General features: G+C 55.8%; 16 protein-coding genes. 9 read left to right on the top strand and 7 right to left on the bottom strand.

The window, feature by feature from the left end; translation table 11 throughout:
- Positions 1-56: 56 nt before the first annotated feature.
- Complete coding sequence (gene deoB, locus ACL2XJ_RS02210; RefSeq protein WP_413725513.1) at positions 57-1,280, top strand: phosphopentomutase; 1,224 nt, start codon at positions 57-59, stop codon at positions 1,278-1,280.
- Between the two features lie 65 nt (positions 1,281-1,345).
- Positions 1,346-2,065: a purine-nucleoside phosphorylase gene (deoD, locus tag ACL2XJ_RS02205; RefSeq protein WP_132925846.1), complete on the top strand. Its 720-nt coding sequence runs from the start codon at positions 1,346-1,348 to the stop codon at positions 2,063-2,065.
- A gap of 26 nt (positions 2,066-2,091) precedes the next feature.
- Here the strand turns inward: deoD and ACL2XJ_RS02200 are convergent, their stop codons facing one another.
- The gene (locus ACL2XJ_RS02200) at positions 2,092-2,760 is read right to left on the bottom strand and encodes a YtjB family periplasmic protein (RefSeq protein ID WP_132925848.1); all 669 of its coding nucleotides are present in this window, start codon (positions 2,758-2,760) and stop codon (positions 2,092-2,094) included.
- A 111-nt stretch (positions 2,761-2,871) separates the two neighbouring features.
- Here ACL2XJ_RS02200 and serB point away from each other — a divergent pair, with 111 nt between their 5' ends.
- Genes serB through nadR form a run of 3 tightly spaced genes read left to right on the top strand, consistent with a single transcriptional unit; the run spans position 2,872 to position 6,495 of the window.
- Positions 2,872-3,849, top strand: coding sequence for a phosphoserine phosphatase (gene serB / locus ACL2XJ_RS02195; RefSeq protein WP_132925850.1), 978 nt, complete (start codon positions 2,872-2,874; stop codon positions 3,847-3,849).
- Positions 3,850-3,864: 15 nt separating this feature from the next.
- Positions 3,865-5,250 (top strand): DNA repair protein RadA, encoded by a 1,386-nt coding sequence (gene radA, locus ACL2XJ_RS02190; RefSeq protein WP_203523929.1) that lies wholly within the window; start codon positions 3,865-3,867, stop codon positions 5,248-5,250.
- A 15-nt stretch (positions 5,251-5,265) separates the two neighbouring features.
- Complete coding sequence (gene nadR, locus ACL2XJ_RS02185) at positions 5,266-6,495, top strand: multifunctional transcriptional regulator/nicotinamide-nucleotide adenylyltransferase/ribosylnicotinamide kinase NadR (protein WP_132925852.1); 1,230 nt, start codon at positions 5,266-5,268, stop codon at positions 6,493-6,495.
- A gap of 23 nt (positions 6,496-6,518) precedes the next feature.
- Here nadR and ettA read toward each other — a convergent pair whose 3' ends face one another.
- The 3 genes from ettA to ACL2XJ_RS02170 all read right to left on the bottom strand — a co-directional run bounded on the left by ettA (position 6,519) and on the right by ACL2XJ_RS02170 (position 11,096).
- On the bottom strand, positions 6,519-8,183 hold the full coding sequence (gene ettA, locus ACL2XJ_RS02180) for an energy-dependent translational throttle protein EttA (RefSeq protein WP_132925854.1): 1,665 nt from the start codon (positions 8,181-8,183) through the stop codon (positions 6,519-6,521).
- Between the two features lie 138 nt (positions 8,184-8,321).
- Complete coding sequence (locus tag ACL2XJ_RS02175) at positions 8,322-9,842, bottom strand: hypothetical protein (protein WP_413725512.1); 1,521 nt, start codon at positions 9,840-9,842, stop codon at positions 8,322-8,324.
- Between the two features lie 291 nt (positions 9,843-10,133).
- Positions 10,134-11,096 carry a glycosyltransferase family 2 protein gene (locus tag ACL2XJ_RS02170; RefSeq protein ID WP_413725511.1) on the bottom strand — a complete coding sequence of 321 codons (963 nt, stop codon included), beginning with the start codon at positions 11,094-11,096 and terminating at the stop codon, positions 10,134-10,136.
- A gap of 410 nt (positions 11,097-11,506) precedes the next feature.
- Between ACL2XJ_RS02170 and sltY the strand changes: the two genes are divergently transcribed.
- Together sltY and trpR are read left to right on the top strand one after the other, a co-directional pair.
- Complete coding sequence (sltY, locus tag ACL2XJ_RS02165; protein ID WP_132928006.1) at positions 11,507-13,426, top strand: murein transglycosylase; 1,920 nt, start codon at positions 11,507-11,509, stop codon at positions 13,424-13,426.
- A 55-nt stretch (positions 13,427-13,481) separates the two neighbouring features.
- Positions 13,482-13,811: a trp operon repressor gene (gene trpR / locus ACL2XJ_RS02160; protein WP_132925860.1), complete on the top strand. Its 330-nt coding sequence runs from the start codon at positions 13,482-13,484 to the stop codon at positions 13,809-13,811.
- A gap of 75 nt (positions 13,812-13,886) precedes the next feature.
- Here trpR and yjjX read toward each other — a convergent pair whose 3' ends face one another.
- Positions 13,887-14,423, bottom strand: coding sequence for an inosine/xanthosine triphosphatase (gene yjjX, locus ACL2XJ_RS02155; RefSeq protein WP_132925862.1), 537 nt, complete (start codon positions 14,421-14,423; stop codon positions 13,887-13,889).
- A 50-nt stretch (positions 14,424-14,473) separates the two neighbouring features.
- Here yjjX and gpmB point away from each other — a divergent pair, with 50 nt between their 5' ends.
- Positions 14,474-15,121: a 2,3-diphosphoglycerate-dependent phosphoglycerate mutase GpmB gene (gene gpmB, locus ACL2XJ_RS02150; RefSeq protein ID WP_132925864.1), complete on the top strand. Its 648-nt coding sequence runs from the start codon at positions 14,474-14,476 to the stop codon at positions 15,119-15,121.
- Here gpmB and robA read toward each other — a convergent pair.
- Positions 15,118-15,987: an MDR efflux pump AcrAB transcriptional activator RobA gene (gene robA / locus ACL2XJ_RS02145; protein WP_132925866.1), complete on the bottom strand. Its 870-nt coding sequence runs from the start codon at positions 15,985-15,987 to the stop codon at positions 15,118-15,120. The two genes, gpmB and robA, sit on opposite strands and share 4 nt — an antisense overlap.
- Positions 15,988-16,369: 382 nt before the next feature.
- Here robA and creA point away from each other — a divergent pair, with 382 nt between their 5' ends.
- A complete protein-coding gene (gene creA / locus ACL2XJ_RS02140; protein WP_132925868.1) occupies positions 16,370-16,852 on the top strand; it encodes a protein CreA in 483 nt (160 codons plus the stop codon).
- Between the two features lie 64 nt (positions 16,853-16,916).
- On the opposite strand, the gene arcA is transcribed toward creA, so the two are convergent.
- Positions 16,917-17,633, bottom strand: coding sequence for a two-component system response regulator ArcA (arcA, locus tag ACL2XJ_RS02135; RefSeq protein WP_132925870.1), 717 nt, complete (start codon positions 17,631-17,633; stop codon positions 16,917-16,919).
- Positions 17,634-17,868: the final 235 nt, after the last annotated feature.

Here is a 17,868-nt window from a genome sequence, read left to right as displayed (position 1 = left end):
TCAACGAATTTATCAGGCGCGGCGCTAGTTGCCGCCGCGCCGCACCAGGAGTGAACATGAAGCGTATCTTTATCATGGTACTGGACTCGTTCGGTATCGGCGCCGCCGGCGATGCGGCAAAATTCGGCGATCAAGGGTCGGATACCCTGGGACATATCGCGCAACGGTGCCAGCGAAACGAAGCCAATCAGGGGCGCAGCGGCCCGCTGGCGCTGCCTAATTTGTCGCGGCTGGGCCTGGGCAAGGCCGCCGAGGAATCCACCGGCCGTTTCCCGCCGGGATTAGATGAGCACGCCGAGATTATCGGCGCTTATGCCTACGCCAGCGAAATTTCCTCCGGCAAGGATACGCCGTCCGGACATTGGGAAATCGCCGGCGTGCCGGTGCTGTTCGACTGGGGATATTTCCCCAGCCCGGAAAACAGTTTTCCGGCGGAACTGCTGGATAAATTGGTGCGGGAAGCGCAGCTGCCCGGCTATCTGGGCAACTGCCACTCCTCAGGCACGGTGATTCTCGACGCGCTGGGCGCCGAGCATATGCGCACCGGTAAACCGATTTTTTACACTTCGGCGGATTCGGTATTCCAGATAGCCTGCCATGAGGAAACCTTCGGGCTTACACGCCTTTACGCGCTGTGTGATATTGCCCGTAGACTGCTCACGGACGGCGGCTATAATATCGGCCGGGTGATTGCCCGTCCCTTCGTGGGCGACGGGCCGGGCCATTTCGCCCGCACCGGTAACCGTCACGATTTGGCGGTGGCGCCGCCTTCGGCCACCGTATTGCAAAAACTGGTGGAAGAGAAGGGCGGCAACGTGGTATCCATTGGCAAAATCGCCGATATCTATGCCCAGGTGGGGATTACCAAAAAGATCAAGGCCACCGGGCTGGAAGCGCTTATTGACGCCGCCCTGGGCGAGATGGCCGCGGCGGGGGACAATACCATCGTCTTCACGAACCTGGTGGACTTCGATTCCTCCTATGGCCATCGCCGCGACGTGGCCGGCTACGCGGCGGCGCTGGAGCTGTTCGACCGGCGTCTGCCTGAACTGCTCGGCCGGGTGACCGGCGAGGACCTGCTGATCCTCACGGCCGATCATGGCTGCGACCCCACCTGGACCGGCACCGATCATACCCGTGAACATGTGCCGGTGCTTATCTTCGGTCATGGAATAACCCCAGGTTCTTACGGGCATCGTGGGACCTTTGCCGATATCGGCCAGACCGTGGCGCGCTACTTTGGCTTGTCGCCCATGGACTATGGCACGGCGATTTTGTGAAGCGGAAAAATTGAACCGGCCCGGCGGCCGGAAATACATGGTTTGCATACAATAAGGAAAATTTTATGGCGACGCCGCATATCAATGCTGAACGAGGGGATTTTGCCGACGTGGTTTTAATGCCCGGCGATCCCCTGCGGGCCCAGCATATCGCGAGCACTTTCCTCAATGGGGCCCGTGAGGTGAATAACGTCCGCGGCATGCTGGGTTATACCGGCAGTTATAAAGGACGCGAGATTTCGGTAATGGGGCATGGCATGGGAATCCCCTCCTGTTCCATATATACCAAGGAGCTGATTACCGAATACGATGTGAAACAAATCATCCGAGTCGGTTCCTGCGGCGCTTTGCGTGCGGATGTGCAGGTCAGGGATATCGTGATCGGCATGGGGGCCTGCACTGATTCAAACGTTAACCGCATGCGTTTCAAAGGCCATGACTTTGCCGCCATTGCCGATTATGACCTGCTGCGCCATGCGGTAGCCGCCGCCAACGCCGCCGGGCTGAAGGTGCGGGTGGGTAACCTGTTCTCGGCGGACCTGTTCTATACCCCCGATCCGCAGATGTTTGATGTGATGGAGAAATACGGCGTCCTGGGCGTTGAAATGGAAGCCGCGGGCATTTATGGCGTCGCCGCTGAATTCGGCGCACGGGCGCTGGCTATCTGTACCGTGTCCGATCATATCCGCAGCGGCGAGGCGCTAGACGCCGCGGAACGCCAAACCAGCTTTAACGAAATGATTGAAATCGCCCTGGAGTCGGTATTGCTGGGAGATGGGGTATAAGGCGGCTTCTATCATCCTGTTCCGTCTTATTGACTTCGAAGATGCTTGTCTGCCGCGTTCTCATCATCGGCTGGGGGTTCGGGCGACGGGGAGCCGGCGGTGAGCAAATAAGGCGATTGCTGCCAGCGGCTGCGGCTGCCCGCAAGCAAAGTGTGCGCCAGGATAATGCCGATGGCCAGCGCCAGCAGCAGCATCAGGCGCAGGATATTGGTGGTGTTATCCACCTGCCTGGCCTCGGTTTGCAGCACATGGGTATCGAGGGTCAGCCGCACGAAACCGCTGGGACCGTCTTTGTCGGCAATGGTGCGCACCAGTTGATGGTTAAAGTAACTGCCGGCCCGGGGGCGTTCTATAGCCAGCCGGTCGCGCACCGGGACATTTTCACCCGAGCGGGCAATCAGACTGCCGTCCATGGCATAGACGCCGGCGTCCAGGATGCGGCCCCCGGCGGTGAGTTGATCCAATACCGCCTGGATTGGCGCGTTATTATCGCCGCCGTCGTCCATCAATGGCGCCAATTGACCGGCCAACTGGCGAATAAGCGTATCCGCCAGTTCGTCTACCTGCGTCGAACGGGCCATTTGATGGCTGAGGCTGAACCAGGATGCTCCCTGCATCAGCATCACCAGCAGGGTCACGCAAATCAGAACGATGGCGGTTCTGTGTAAACGAAACGAAAGTCCGGCACGGGCCATATAATTCCTTCATTTTTTTGGACGCTTTATGTTGCCAGAAGCGCAGGCGATAGGATAGCTTGATGCGCGTCTTTACATCATGCCGGTCCTTTATGCCTACAGGAGTTCTGAATGCCGAATAGTCTGACTTACTGCGATCTCCCCGCCAGGATCTCCCAGTGGCCCGGGCTGCCGCTGTCCCTCAGCGGGGACGAGGTGATGCCGCTGGATTATCAGGCGGGACTCACCGGCTGGCTGCTGTACGGCAGGACTCTTGATAAATCTTCCCTGGCCCTTTTTCAGCGCGCCCTCGGCGCGGCCCTGGTCATCGTTTCCGCCTGGCACGTGGAGGACTACCAGGTGGTCAGGCTGGCGGGAACGCTGAGCAAAGAGGCCGTTCGCCTGGCCCATGAGCAGGGGCTGGATGTGGCGCCTTTTGGCAAAACGCCCCATTTGCGCAAGCCCGGCCTGCTGATAATGGACATGGATTCTACCGCAATCCAGATTGAGTGTATTGATGAAATCGCCAAATTGGCCGGGGTGGGGGAACAGGTGGCTGCGGTTACCGAGCGCGCCATGCGCGGAGAGCTGGATTTCGCCGCCAGCCTGCGCCACCGGGTGGCGACCCTCAAGGGCGCGGACGCGGATATTTTACGCCAGGTGCTCGACGGCTTGCCGCTGATGCCCGGCCTTACCGGCCTGGTGCGCAAACTGCAAAGCCTGGGCTGGCATATTGCCATCGCCTCCGGCGGTTTCACCTATTTTGCCGATTACCTGCGAGACAAGTTGCGCCTGGTTTCGGCGGCGGCCAATGAGCTGGAGATTGTCGACGGCAAATTCACCGGCCTGGTAAAAGGGCCGATCGTCGATGCCGCCTACAAGGCCCGCGAGCTGGCCAGGCTGGCGCAAGAGCTGGATATACCCACCAGCCAGACGGTGGCCATCGGCGACGGTGCCAATGATTTATTAATGCTACAATCGGCAGGATTGGGCATAGCCTATCATGCCAAGCCCAAGGTCAACGAACAGAGTAAAGTCGTTATTCGCTATGGGGATTTGCTGGGAGTGCTGTGCATTCTGAGCGGTAATCTGAAAAGCGAGGAGCGTTAGAATTCCGAGGTAACTGTGGCTAAAGCGGTAAAACGTGCGTTTGTCTGTAACGAGTGCGGTGCCGATTACCCCCGCTGGCAGGGGCAATGCACCGCCTGCCAGGCGTGGAATACCATTACCGAAGTGCGGCTGGCGGCGACGCCGGCGGCGGTGCGCAACGATCGTTTCAGCGGTTTTGCCGGGGAATCCGGCGTCAGCCGGGTGCGCAAGCTGTCGGATATCAGTCCGGAAGAACAGCCACGGTTTTCCACCGGCTTCAAGGAGTTCGATCGGGTGCTGGGGGGCGGTGTGGTGCCGGGCAGCGCCATCCTTATCGGCGGCAGTCCCGGCGCCGGTAAAAGTACATTGCTGCTGCAAACCCTGTGCAAGCTCTCCGAAAATATGAATACCCTGTACGTCACCGGCGAAGAGTCATTACAGCAGGTGGCCATGCGTGCCCACCGGCTCGGACTGCCCACCGGCGGGCTGAATATGCTGTCTGAGACCAGCATCGAGCAAATTTGCCTGGTAGCCGCCCAGGAAAAACCCCGCTTAATGGTGATCGACTCCATCCAGGTGATGCATATGGCGGATATTCAGTCCTCCCCCGGCAGCGTGGCGCAGGTGCGGGAAACCGCCGCTTACCTGACGCGGTTCGCGAAGACCCAGGGCGTGGCTATCCTGATGGTGGGGCATGTCACCAAAGACGGCTCCCTGGCCGGCCCCAAGGTCTTGGAGCACTGTATTGACTGCTCCATCATGCTGGATGGCGACGCCGATTCCCGCTTCCGCACTTTGCGCAGCCATAAAAACCGCTTCGGCGCGGTCAATGAGCTGGGGGTGTTCGCCATGACCGAGCAGGGATTGCGGGAAGTGAGCAATCCTTCGGCCATCTTCCTCAGCCGCGGCGAGGAGCTGACCTCCGGCAGCAGCGTGATGGTGGTGTGGGAAGGCACCCGTCCCCTGCTGGTGGAGATCCAGGCGCTGGTGGACAATTCCATGCTGGGCAACCCCCGCCGGGTGGCGGTGGGACTGGATCAAAACCGGCTGGCCATTCTGCTGGCGGTCCTGCATCGCCACGGCGGTTTGCAGATGGCGGATCAGGACGTCTTTGTGAATGTGGTGGGAGGCGTCAAGGTTTCCGAAACCAGCGCCGATCTGGCGCTGATGCTGGCCATGGTCTCCAGCCTGCGCGATCGGCCGCTGCCGCGGGATCTGGTGGTGTTCGGCGAAGTCGGCCTGGCGGGGGAAATCCGTCCGGTGCCCAGCGGCCAGGAGCGTATCGCCGAAGCGGCCAAACATGGTTTTCGCCGGGCCATAGTCCCCTTTGCCAATGTACCGAAAAAAGCGCAGGACAATATGCAGATTTTTGGCGTTAAAAAATTGACGGATGCGCTGTCCATCCTGGATGAAATGGAATAATCAAAAGGGGCGTTTATGTCGTCATTCGACTACCTGAAGAGTGCGATTAAACAGCAGGGACGCACGTTACAGCAGGTCGCAGAGGGCTGCGACATGACCAAAGGCTATCTCAGCCAGCTGCTTAACGCCAAAATCAAAAGCCCCAGCGCGCAAAAGCTCGAAGCCATCCACCGTTTTCTCGGACTGGAGTTCCCGCGCCGGGTGAAGAAAGTCGGCGTGGTCTTCGGCAAGTTCTATCCGCTGCATACCGGGCATATTTATCTCATTCAACGGGCCTGCAGCCAGGTAGATGAACTGCACGTCATTCTCGGCTTCGACGAGCCGCGGGACAGGCAGCTGTTTGAAGACAGCGCCATGTCGCAGCAGCCTACCTTGAGCGATCGGCTGCGCTGGCTGCTGCAGACCTTTAAATACCAGAAAAATATCCATATCCATGCCTTTAATGAACAGGGCATGGAGCCTTATCCCCATGGCTGGGATGTCTGGAGCAATGGTATCCGGTCGTTTATGCGCGATAAAGGCATTGAACCGGGCTTTGTCTATTCCAGCGAAGCCCAGGATGTGGAGCGTTATCGCGAACACCTGGGGATTGAAACCATTCTGATCGATCCCAAGCGTTCCTTTATGTCCATCAGCGGCGAGCAGATACGGCAGGATCCTTTCCGCTATTGGGAATACATTCCCACCGAGGTCAAACCCTTTTTTGTCCGTACCGTGGCGCTCATCGGCGGGGAATCAAGCGGCAAGTCCACCATGGTGAACAAGCTCGCCAATATTTTCAACACCAGCAGCGCCTGGGAATACGGGCGCGAATATGTCTTCTCCCATTTGGGCGGGGATGAAATGGCACTGCAGTATTCCGATTATGACAAGATTGCGCTGGGGCAGGCGCAGTATATTGATTTTGCCGTTAAATATGCCAATAAAGTCACCTTTATCGACACGGATTTTGTCACCAGCCAGGCGTTTTGCAAACGCTACCATGGCCGCGAACATCCTTTTGTACAGGCCATGATTGACGAGTACCGCTTCGATTTGGTGATTTTGCTGAAAAACAACACCCCCTGGGTGGCGGATGGTTTGCGCAGCCTGGGGAATCCGGCGGATCGGGACGCCTTCCAGCATCTGCTGGAAGAATTGCTCGATGCCAACCGTATCCCGTTTGTGCGTATTGACGTGGCCGATTACGACCAGCGCTTCCTGCAATGCATCGAACTGGTGCGGGATATGCTCGGGCAGCGCTGAACCGCCGCCCGGCGGAGATGGCATCAGGCCATCTTCTTGTATTTGATGCGGTGAGGTTGCAGTGCCTCGGCACCCAGGGTGCGTTTTTTGTATTCTTCGTATTCGGTAAAGTTGCCTTCGAAGAATTCGATCTTGCCCTCATCCTGATAATCGATGATATGGGTGGCGACCCTGTCGAGGAACCAGCGGTCATGGGAGATAACCAGGGCGCAGCCGGGGAATTCCAGCAGGGCGTTTTCCAGGGCGCGCAGGGTTTCCACATCCAGGTCGTTGGTGGGTTCATCCAGCAGCAGCATATTGCCGCCCACCTGCAGCAGCTTGGCCAGATGTACCCGGCCGCGTTCACCGCCGGACAGCTCGCCGATGCGTTTGCCCTGATCGATTCCTTTGAAATTGAACCGGCCGACGTACGCGCGGCTCGGCAACTCAAAATTGCCGATGCGCATAATGTCCTGGCCGCCCGACACTTCTTCCCAAACCGTCTTGCTGTTGTCCATGCTGTCGCGGAATTGATCCACCGAAGCCAGCACCACCGTATCCCCCAGGGTCACGGTACCGGCGTCAGGCTGCTCTTTGCCGGACAGTATGCGGAACAGGGTGGATTTACCCGCGCCGTTGGGGCCGATAATGCCGACAATGGCTCCCTTGGGTACCGAGAACGTCAAATCGTCAATCAGCAGCCGATCGCCGTAGGATTTCCTGAGGTTTTGCACTTCCAGCACTTTATCCCCCAGGCGCGGGCCGGGTGGAATAAACAGTTCGCTGGTTTCGTTGCGTTTCTGGTACTCCACACTGTTGAGCTCTTCAAAACGAGCCAGCCGCGCTTTGCCTTTGGACTGGCGGCCTTTGGCGTTGGAACGCACCCACTCCAGCTCTTTCTCGATGGATTTGCGACGCGCGGCTTCCGACGAGGCTTCCTGCGCCAGACGCTGGTCCTTCTGCTCCAGCCAGGAAGAGTAGTTGCCTTCCCAGGGAATGCCTTCGCCCCGGTCCAGCTCCAGAATCCAGCCGGCGACATTGTCCAGGAAATAACGGTCATGGGTAATCGCCACTACCGTGCCTTCATAGTCGTGCAGGAACCGTTCCAGCCAGGCCACCGACTCGGCATCAAGATGGTTGGTGGGTTCGTCCAGCAGCAGCATGTCCGGTTTTTCCAGCAGCAGCCGGCAGATGGCCACGCGGCGCCGCTCGCCGCCGGAAAGCGTGCCGATTTTGGCATCCCAGGGCGGCAGGCGAAGGGCGTCGGCGGCGCGCTCAAGCTGATTATCCAGATTATGGCCGTCATGGGCCTGGATAATGGCTTCCAGTTCTCCCTGCTCTTTCGCCAGCTTGTCGAAATCCGCATCCGGCTCCGCATAGGCGGCGTAAACCGCGTCCAGACGGGTCAGGGCGTTTTTCACTTCTTTCACCGCCGCTTCGATTTCTTCCCGCACGGTCTTCTCCAGATCCAGCTGCGGTTCCTGCGACAGGTAACCTATATTGATGCCCGCCTGGGGCCGGGCTTCGCCTTCGATATCGGTGTCGATGCCCGCCATGATGCGCAACAGGGTGGATTTACCCGCGCCGTTCAAACCCAGCACGCCGATTTTGGCTCCCGGGAAGAAGCTTAGCGAAATATCTTTAAGAATATGGCGTTTCGGCGGTACGATTTTGCCGACGCGGTGCATGGTATAGACGTATTGAGCCACGTTGTTATAAGCCTCTTTCAACTCATAGGGTATATGCTCCTCTGCTTATGCGGAGCATGTTTGGGGCAGTTTAGCCGGTTTTAGGGCGCGATCCCAGCGATCCTCGCCCGTTAGCACGGTAAGTACGCCATACCCATTTTAAAAAGGTAAAAAACGTTGTGAAAACATACGGATGCGTATAACGCGCCTATGACGGAATATAATTATGAATGAAATAATAAAAAAGGAAATGATGCTAACCATCATCGGCACAACGACAATATTTCGCTCATAGAGCAGGCTGACCCGATGCTCGCCGTCGGTAAGTTTTACCCCCACCAAACCGTTATCGAGCCGGCTGACGTCGGTTTTTTTATCGTCCACCAGCAGATAATAGCCGGCATACATGATGTAGGGTAACGTCACGGTTTGTTCTCCCCGCACGGTGATAATCATGTCTGGGTAGCCGTCGGTATAGCCGGTGGTGGTTATTGACGCGTTTTTATTGGCGAAATAGGCGAAGTCATTGTTATAGAGATGGGCAAAGTTATCCTCGCGAATATTGCTGTTATTGAGATAATCATCCCACAGCCCCATATGCTCAAGCCGGGTATGGCGCTCGGTCAGCGCTTGATTCATCGGGAAAAACATGGATGCGATGCATAATGCCGCCGCTAAGAGGATGGCCAGCGGCCGGCGTTGCCATATGCCGGCCAGCATTCCCGAAGTGAAAAGGGCGACGATGGCCGTGGCGCAGGAGAGCAGACGCCAGGGGAACTGCATGATTTTCAGGAAGGAGAAACGATCCGGCAGTAGATACCAGGGTAGCAGGTGGGTTGCAGCCAGGATGAAAAACAGCGCAACCAGGATGACTTTTTTGGCCGGGGCAGAGCGGCCGTAGCGTAGATAACCGATGGCGATGAGAAGCTGGATAACGCCCACCGAAAGGTACATGCCGTGATTGGATACGCCGTATTTTGACGGCAGGGAAAACAGATTTTCCATGATGCCGCTGCTGAATCGGAATACATCTTCATAGCTAAGCAATTTAGCGTGAGTGGCGAAAATATCCGAATGCCGCATATGATATAGCAGTGGTATCCAATAAAATGCGCTCAGCGCCATGAAGCAGATCAGTGATTCCAAAAAAAATCTGATATTGATCCGATTAATGAGCCTTTTGATATTGATAATAAAAAACAGTAAAAAGAAAATAGCGGTAACGATCAGGCTGGGCATATTGGACAGGGCAATTGCCAACGCGATGAAGGGTATCAGCCAGATATCCCTGCGGTCCCCCAGCAGCGAACTGCATCCTCTGAGGAACAGGGGCATGAAGGCCATGGCCAACATTTCACCCAGCGCGAACCGGATGAAAATATTGGTTAAAAAATACCCGGACGTGATAAACAGGATCGTACATAGATACCCGGCCGCGGATGAGTTATGTTCTCTTTTCCCTGCATAAAAGGCACAAATAAACGCAATCACAAAAATAATAAACAGCACGATTTTCATCTGCAGGATATTATCGGTACTATTAAAGGTAATGATTCTCGCCAGCAAAAATAAAAATGAGGTCAGGGGCGGGTAAAAAAGCTGCCAGGAGTAGCCGAATTGCCCTGGCAGCCAGTAATTAAATAACGGGGGGAATTGTTGGGCGTCCAATTCCTCGTTCAACGAGATCAATCTTTGGAAATGCGCCAGCCAGTCGTGACCTCGCCAAATGCCATTTTGGAGCAGGGCGTAACAAAGTATAAAAAATATAATTAAATTGAGTATAATTAGAGCAAAGTTGTTTTTGTTTTTCATGGAACGCTACCCTGTGGCAGGACCGGTCTTTACCAAACGGTGTTATACCCGTCATACTTCAAGTTGCAGGTGCATTGGCTTTCCTTTCTCACCCCGGTCACTTACCTCGGTAAGCTCCCGGGGTTCGCTGCGTCGCCGCCTTCCTGCAACTCGAATTATTTAGGGCATAGTCTCATTCTTTAGGCTTGTGTCTTCTTCTCTGCCTCTAGAGGGGCTTTTGAGGACGTATCGTGGCCTTCTTTTACTCTCGATATAGATTCTGCCTATATATTCCCCCAGCACGCCGATACCGATAAGCTGTATGCCGCCTAAAAACAGTATCGCCGTCATAAGCGACGGATAACCCGGCACCGGATTGCCGTTCACCAGCTTGTCGATAATCATCCATATGGCATAACATAAAGCCAGCGAGGCGACCCCCAGTCCGAGATAGGTCCAGATGCGCAGCGGCACGGTGGAGAAGCTGGTAATGCCTTCAAGGGCCAGGTTCCATAGCTTCCAGCCGTTGAACTTGGACGCTCCGGCTACGCGGCCGGCGCGAACATACTCCACCACCGCTACGTTGCCGCCCACCCAGGAAAGTATGCCTTTCATAAACAGGTTGCGCTCCGGCAAACGCTTGATGTTGTCCACGATTTCCCGGGACATCAAGCGGAAATCCCCGACGTTTTCTTCAATTTTCGGGGTGCTTATTTTATTATGCAGTTTATAGAACCACTCGGCGGAAGTTCGCTTCAGGGCACCGTCGGAAGATCTGTCTTTGCGTTTCGCCAATACGATATCCGCACCGGCCTGCCATTTTTGAATCATCTCGGGAATGACGTCTATGGGGTCTTGCAAATCAACGTCAATAGGGATGACCGCATCGCCGGTAGCGAATTCAAGCCCGGCAAAAAGTGCGGGTTCTTTACCAAAGTTGCGGGTGAAATTGACCAACACGACATTTTTATCGTTACCGGCCAGCTCGTCCGCTATCTCCCTGGTGTTGTCCGTGCTGCCGTCATTGATAAATACAATTTCCACTTCATATTGTTGTAATGGTTCAAACTCTCTTACGGCCTGATAAAAAATCCGTATAGTCGCTGCCTCGTTTAACACGGGGACCACTAAAGAAATTCTCACGCTTCACTGACCTTGATAGAAAACGCTCGGAAACATGAATCCGCGCCGGCGGATTCAAACCAGAAAAACGGCAGGGAACCGCCGGTGAAAAGGCCCTCGGGTCCACCCCCTTATCCACCCATGGCTCGCAGGATTTAAAATATAGACATAAATCGGTATTTTTACTGAGATCCAGACCGTGCAATGAAAATAATACCGGTGCGGTATTGAATCGGTGCTTCATCGCCTTTCTGCAACCCGAATTATTTAGGGTATAGTTGCGACTGCCGCTGGCGTAGTCCGGGCCGCTTAGCTAGCATGGTGGCTATATCGGTATCTTGTCATTGTCCGGCCGGTTTGGCCGGAGCCCGGCGCCCGGCGTCAGGGCAAAAATGAAGGCTTTTTTTGAGGAAAGAGAGGAAATGGTCAAGGTGGACAGATGGCGATACTTTAGCGCGGTAGTATGCCTGGTGGCGGTATCCGGCTTAGCGCGGGCGGATTCAATCGACGCGCAGCGTCAGCGCTATCTTCAGATTAAACAGGCTTGGGACGGTAATCAGATGGATGTGGTGTCGCAGCTGATGCCGACCCTGCATGATTATCCCCTTTATCCCTATCTGCAATACCGGGCGCTGACGCAGGATTTATCCCAGGCGGACATGGGTGAGATCAAATCCTTTATCGATGCCAATCCCACCTTGCCGCCGGCCCGTTCCCTGGCCCCTCGTTTCGTTAATGAGCTGGCCCGTCGCCAGGACTGGCAAAGCCTGTTGGCGTTCAGTCCGCAGCCGCCCAGACCTATGGCCGCGCGATGCAATTATTATTATGCCAAATGGGCCACCGGCGATTTCCAGACGGCCTGGGACGGCGCCAAAGCGCTGTGGCTCAACGGCCATTCGCTGCCGGACAGCTGCAACAAGCTGTTCGGCGTCTGGGATCAAGCCGGCCAGCGCGGCCCGCTGGCGACGCTTGAGCGTATGCGGCTGGCCATGCAAGAGGGCAACACCGGCCTGGTGAATTACCTGTCCAAGCAGCTGCCTATTGAATATCAGACCATGGGCGCGGCGCTGGCGGCGTTGCAGGATAATCCCGCCACTCTGGAAGGGTTCGCCCGCAGCGTGGGTCCCACCGATCTTACCCGTCAGGCCACCCTCATTACCTTTGCCCGTTTGGCCCGGGACGATGTGGAAAATGCCCGCTCCATGCTGTCTACTTTGGTCCGCCTGCAAAAAATGAGTCCCGAGGAGCAGTTGGAGATGGAGGAGGCCGTCGCCTGGCGGCTGATGGGCAGCGATGCCACGCCGGAACAGGCCAAATGGCGGGATGATGTCATACTGCGCGGTCATTCCACGGCATTGCTGGAACGCCGTATCCGCATGTCGCTGGGGCAGGGGGACCAGCAAGGCGTGTCGGCCTGGTTGGGTCGATTGCCGGATGACGCCGGCCAGAAGGATGAATGGCGTTACTGGCGGGCGTCGATATTGCTCGATAAGGGCCGCCGGAGCGAGGGTGAATCCATCCTGCGGGCCTTGATGCAGGAACGTGGCTTCTATCCCATGGTGGCGGCGCAGAAGCTCGGGGTAAATTATGTGATTAACGTTGCCCCGGCGGTTGCGCCGGATCCCGCGCTGCTGCAGCGGCCGGAAATTGCCCGGGTGCGGGAGCTGATGTATTGGAATATGGACAACCTGGCCAGGAACGAATGGGGCGGCCTGGTGGCCAGCCTGAGCCCGGCGCAGCAGGAGGGGCTGGCACGCTACGCCCTTTTGCAGCAGTGGCCGGACATGAGCGTACAGGCCACTATCGTGGGCAAACTCTGGGATCATCTTGAGGAGCGCTTCCCCCTGGCCTGGAGCAATGAATTCCGCCAGTCCACGGAGGACAAAGGCATCAGCCAGAGCTACGCGATGGCCATTGCTCGCCAGGAGAGCGCCTGGAACCCAAAGGCCCAGTCGCCGGTGGGCGCGGCCGGGCTGATGCAGCTGATGCCCGTCACCGCTAAGCATACCGCCCAGATGTTCAATATCGGCAGTTACACCAACCCAAGCCAGCTGCTGGATCCGCAAACCAATATCAATTTGGGCACTACCTATCTGGAGTATGTGTATCAGATGTTCGGCCGCAACCGTATTCTGTCCAGTGCCGCTTACAATGCCGGTCCGGGGCGGGTAACCACTTGGCTGGACAATAGCGCCGGGCGTATCGACGCCGTGGCGTTCGTTGAAAGCATCCCCTTTTCGGAAACCCGCGGTTATGTGAAAAATGTGTTGGCGTACGACGTTTTTTACCGTTATTTCCTGCGGCAGCCGGCTAAGGTGCTGACCGATGCCGAGTGGGAGCGGCGCTACTGAATCCTTTAAAAATAGGATAGACTGCTGTACTCGTTAATGGGTATGGCGGTCCGATATGATCCAAACATCACATTCCGATTCAGCCGGCCAGGAAAAGCAGGATCCTGACTGGCAGCATTTCGCCGCGTTGCTGGGGCAGGCGTTTGCCGATGGGGTGCATGTACCGTTATTACAGCTCATGCTAACCGCGGACGAACGGGAAGCGATAGGTATGCGCATTCGAATCGTCCGGGCGCTTTTGGCGGGGGAGAAGAGCCAGCGGGAGCTGAAAAACGAACTGGGCACCGGTATTGCCACCATCACCCGCGGTTCCAACAGCCTCAAAGCGGCGTCGCCTGAATTGATAGGCTGGCTGAAACGGCATTTGCTTGAATTACCGGAATAGCTTCCGGCCTCAATGAACCGGAACAGGGCCGGACCGGAATATCGGCGTTCTGCGGGCATAAACAGTGCCGGGGCGCTATTCCGGATGGTGGCCGCGGATTTGGTAAATATCGTTGTGAAACGGAACCAGCGCAAGTATCAGCGCCTGATGATAGACGCTGCTGCGGGTCAGTTTCCCGGCGGTAAACACGCCGATCGCGCCGCCTTGACGTTTTATATCCTTTATTCCGGTTAATCTCGCCATTTCCTGCCCCAATTCTCGCCCCTCGGTGATTCCCTGTAATATACTTTCTGGTAATATTAAACTGGCAGAGCGCGATTCGCCCCGCAAATGCGTATTTTCGATCACCATCCAGGCAAAGGTCATATTATCTTCAATACCAGCCTCAACGCCGACCCAGAAATCAGCCTCGGGACAAACCTGGCGCGCGGCCATTACCCGATTGCGCGCGCCGCTGCGCGTTTCAATATTGCCCATCGGCTGGGAAGGCACGCCGCTATCGACATCTATCCCCTCCACCCGGCAGCTTTCAAGCCCGTAGGTGTCGTTGAAGGCCTGGGCAATGGCATCGATTTTAGCCGGATTGGTCGTTGCAGCTACAACATGAAACATATCGTTTTTATTACTCCAGTCATTTTCACGCAGTATAACGGAAAAACACCATGTTACAGGTCTATCTTGTTCGCCATGGCGAAACAGAGTGGAATGCCTTGCGCCGAATTCAGGGGCAGTCCGACAGTACATTAACCGCCAATGGCGAACGTCAGGCACGGCAAGTTGCTGAGCGCGCTAAGTTATTAGGAATCACTCATATTATCAGCAGCGACCTTGGCCGTACACGCCATACCGCCGAAATTATCGCCCGGGCATGCAATTGCGATGTTTTGCTGGATCCCCGCCTGCGGGAGCTGGACATGGGCGTACTGGAAATGCGCGATATCGATACCTTGACCGCGGAAGAAGAGAGCTGGCGCAAACAGCTGGTGGACGGCACGCCGGACGGTCGTATTCCCCAGGGAGAGTCGATGACCGAGCTGTCGCTGCGGATGCAGGCGGTACTGGACGGTTGCCGCGATTTACCGCCGGGCAGCCTGCCTTTGCTGGTGAGTCACGGCATGGCGCTGGGCTGTCTTATCAGTACCGTACTGGGGTTGCCCCCCTACGCGGAGCGCCGGCTGCGGCTGCGTAACTGCTCGCTCTCGCGCATGGATTACCAGCAGAGCCCGTGGCTTGCTCCCGGCTGGGTGGTGGAAACCGCGGGCGATGTCTCGCATCTGGACAGGCCCGCGCTGGATGAGGTTCAGCGTTAGCGCCGGACCGGGATCAGATATTCGCACCGTATGGAGAGGGGCCGTGGCGCATCCGGCGCGCGTTCTTGCGGATAGAACCGCTCTATGTCATGACCTTTGCGCCGGGTCATCCTCAGCGTCGGCAGGCAGGTGCCGTATAAGGCCAGGATAAAGCTTTGCAAACCGTCCGCCGGTCCTTCATAAATGAACTGGGCATAGTCGCCGCCCTCCAGGTCGATAGGTTGCCCGCTCAGTATGTTTTCCGGCACGTCCTGCGGCTCGATGGCGGTAGTGTAAAGGACCTCCTGTTCATCATCCTTTTCATGGCTGGGACGGGAGTGATGCAAACCATACAGTATCGGCGGGATGCATTTCGCCTCCCCCAGATATTGCCGCCAGAAGTGGATACGCAGCTCGCTGCGAAAGGAGCTGATTTGCTCCAGGGTACAGGAGTAGCTTTGGGTCATTCCCACCAAATGCATCGGCGGCAAGACAATGAACTCCGGCGTGGGCATCTCATACTTCTCCAGCCGGATCGGGGGGCGAATGCCGCTGGAATCCCACTCTTCCGAGCGGCGATACAATGCCGGCGTCTGAATAAACTGTTTTTTGAACGCCCGGGTAAAGGTTTGTTGCGAATCGAAGCGATATTGCAGAGCAATATCCAGGATAGGCCGGCTGGTAAGGCGTAACGCCACCGCCGCTTTGGATAGCCTGCGGGCTCTGATGTACGCACCGATTGCATGACCTGTTACTTCTTTAAACATCCGCTGCAAATGCCATTTGGAATAACCTGCTTTCGCGGCGACATTGTCCAGGGACAACGGCTGGTCCAAATGGCCCTCCAACCAGCTTAACAGATCACGTATTATACCGGCTTGATCCATAGATCATCCTCAAAAAGCGTTTATACCCTTCATCTTCAAAGCCGCAGCTGTGCTGGCTGCACTCGCTCACCCCAGTCGCTTAGCCACCTAAGCTCCTGGGGATGATGAACCTCTTATCTGAGGTTCACCCTTGCGGGCCGGCGCAAGCGCTGTTCAAATCTGTTCGAACAGATTTGTCACGATTTCGCCGCCTTGCTGCAACTCGGCATAAATAGGGTTTAGGGCGAGAAAATTAAAAAGTTGACGCATGATACCAATTTTTTTGCACATAGATCGTCAAAGATTTATTAGCTTATTATTCTGAGCCATGTTAGCAGTACAGTGACAACGTCAAAAAAGCCTGCCACAGGGCAGCATCAACCAGATAAAGAAGCCTAATCCCATGAAAAAATTGTTGTTATCGGCATTATTCCTCAGCCTGCTGGGTTCAAGCGTCGCCCGTTCCGAAGAAGTCGGTTCGGTGGACACGGTATTCAAACTCTTCGGTCCGGACCATAAGATTGTGGTGGAAGCGTTTGACGATCCCGACGTCAAAAATGTTACCTGTTATCTCAGCCGCGCTAAAACGGGCGGTATCAAGGGCGGTCTGGGCCTGGCCGAGGATACGTCCGATGCGGCGATTTCCTGCCAGCAGGTCGGACCGATTACCCTGACGGATGAAATCAAGAACGGTAAGGAATCGGGTAGCGTGGTCTTTCAAAAGCGTACGTCGCTGATATTCAAGCGGTTGCAGGTGGTTCGTTTTTATGATGCAAAACGTAATGCGCTGGTCTACCTGTCATATTCTGACCGGGTGGTTGACGGGTCGCCGAAAAACGCCCTGAGCGCGGTGCCGATTATCCCATGGTCCACACAGCATCCTTAAGGCAAAGCCGTCGTAACACCGGCGGCGGTCGCCCGCGTCCGGTATTAGGACGGGAACGCCAAGGCTATTCTTCCAGATCGCCGCAAAAACGATAGCCTTCGCCATGAATGGTGGCGATGATTTCCGGCGTATCGGGGGTGGATTCGAAATGTTTGCGAATGCGTCTGATGGTGACATCGACGGTGCGATCGTGGGCTTTGAGTTCGCGGCCGGTCATCTTTTTCAACAGTTCGGCGCGGGACTGGATTTTGCCCGGATTTTCGCAGAAGTGCAGCATGGCGCGAAATTCGCTACGGGGGAGTTTATAGTGATCGCCGTTGGGGCTTAACAATGAACGGCTATTGATATCAAGTTCCCATCCGTTGAATTTATAGCTTTCCACCAGCTTGCGCTCTTCGCCGCCGCTGCCAAGGTTCATGGTGCGCGACAACAGATTACGTGCGCGGATGGTGAGTTCCCGCGGATTGAACGGCTTGGTAATATAATCGTCGGCGCCGATTTCCAAACCGAGAATTTTATCCACTTCATTATCGCGTCCGGTTAAAAACATCAGCGCGACACTCGCATGCTCCCGTAATTCCCGGGCCAGCAGTAAACCATTTTTACCCGGCAGGTTGATATCCATGATGACCAGATTGATGTCGTTTTCCGACAGAACCTGATGCATCTCTGCACCGTCGGTGGCTTCATGAACCATATAGCCCTCGGCTTCGAAAATGCTTTTGAGGGTATTGCGGGTGACTGACTCATCTTCAACAATAAGAATGTGCGGGGTCTGCATGTTTGCTACCTAAATTACCAACAAATTGAAAGAGGAAGTACAAAAGCCGCGGTCATCTTCATCATGGCCAGGAGAATAACGCCAAACCCCCCGTGCGATGAGGCTAAAGTACATAAACGTGCTCCAGGTGATTAACTTTGGATAAACCTTGGCACCGCTAACCTGATTCTGGGCCGCTTTTCTCAAGCTCAAATGCCCTATAGCTTACCCTTATTAACAACACTATAACAGTGCT

It is taken from the genome of Sodalis sp. RH16 (genome assembly GCF_047324245.1).
GTDB classification, from domain to species: domain Bacteria; phylum Pseudomonadota; class Gammaproteobacteria; order Enterobacterales; family Enterobacteriaceae; genus Acerihabitans; species Acerihabitans ligni.
The sequence above is the reverse complement of the archived record's forward strand: the minus strand, read 5'-3'. Positions and strand labels throughout refer to the sequence as shown.

Excerpts from the sequence above, each read along its gene's own strand:
- deoD (WP_132925846.1), top strand. The coding sequence starts at position 1,346 with ATGGCGACGCCGCATATCAATGCTGAACGAGGGGATTTTGCCGACGTG.
- serB (WP_132925850.1), top strand. The coding sequence starts at position 2,872 with ATGCCGAATAGTCTGACTTACTGCGATCTCCCCGCCAGGATCTCCCAG.
- deoB (WP_413725513.1), top strand. The coding sequence starts at position 57 with ATGAAGCGTATCTTTATCATGGTACTGGACTCGTTCGGTATCGGCGCC.
- creA (WP_132925868.1), top strand. The coding sequence starts at position 16,370 with ATGAAAAAATTGTTGTTATCGGCATTATTCCTCAGCCTGCTGGGTTCA.
- ACL2XJ_RS02200 (WP_132925848.1), bottom strand. The coding sequence starts at position 2,760 with ATGGCCCGTGCCGGACTTTCGTTTCGTTTACACAGAACCGCCATCGTT.
- yjjX (WP_132925862.1), bottom strand. The coding sequence starts at position 14,423 with ATGTTTCATGTTGTAGCTGCAACGACCAATCCGGCTAAAATCGATGCC.
- arcA (WP_132925870.1), bottom strand. The coding sequence starts at position 17,633 with ATGCAGACCCCGCACATTCTTATTGTTGAAGATGAGTCAGTCACCCGC.
- robA (WP_132925866.1), bottom strand. The coding sequence starts at position 15,987 with ATGGATCAAGCCGGTATAATACGTGATCTGTTAAGCTGGTTGGAGGGC.
- gpmB (WP_132925864.1), top strand. The coding sequence starts at position 14,474 with ATGTTACAGGTCTATCTTGTTCGCCATGGCGAAACAGAGTGGAATGCC.
- trpR (WP_132925860.1), top strand. The coding sequence starts at position 13,482 with ATGATCCAAACATCACATTCCGATTCAGCCGGCCAGGAAAAGCAGGAT.
- nadR (WP_132925852.1), top strand. The coding sequence starts at position 5,266 with ATGTCGTCATTCGACTACCTGAAGAGTGCGATTAAACAGCAGGGACGC.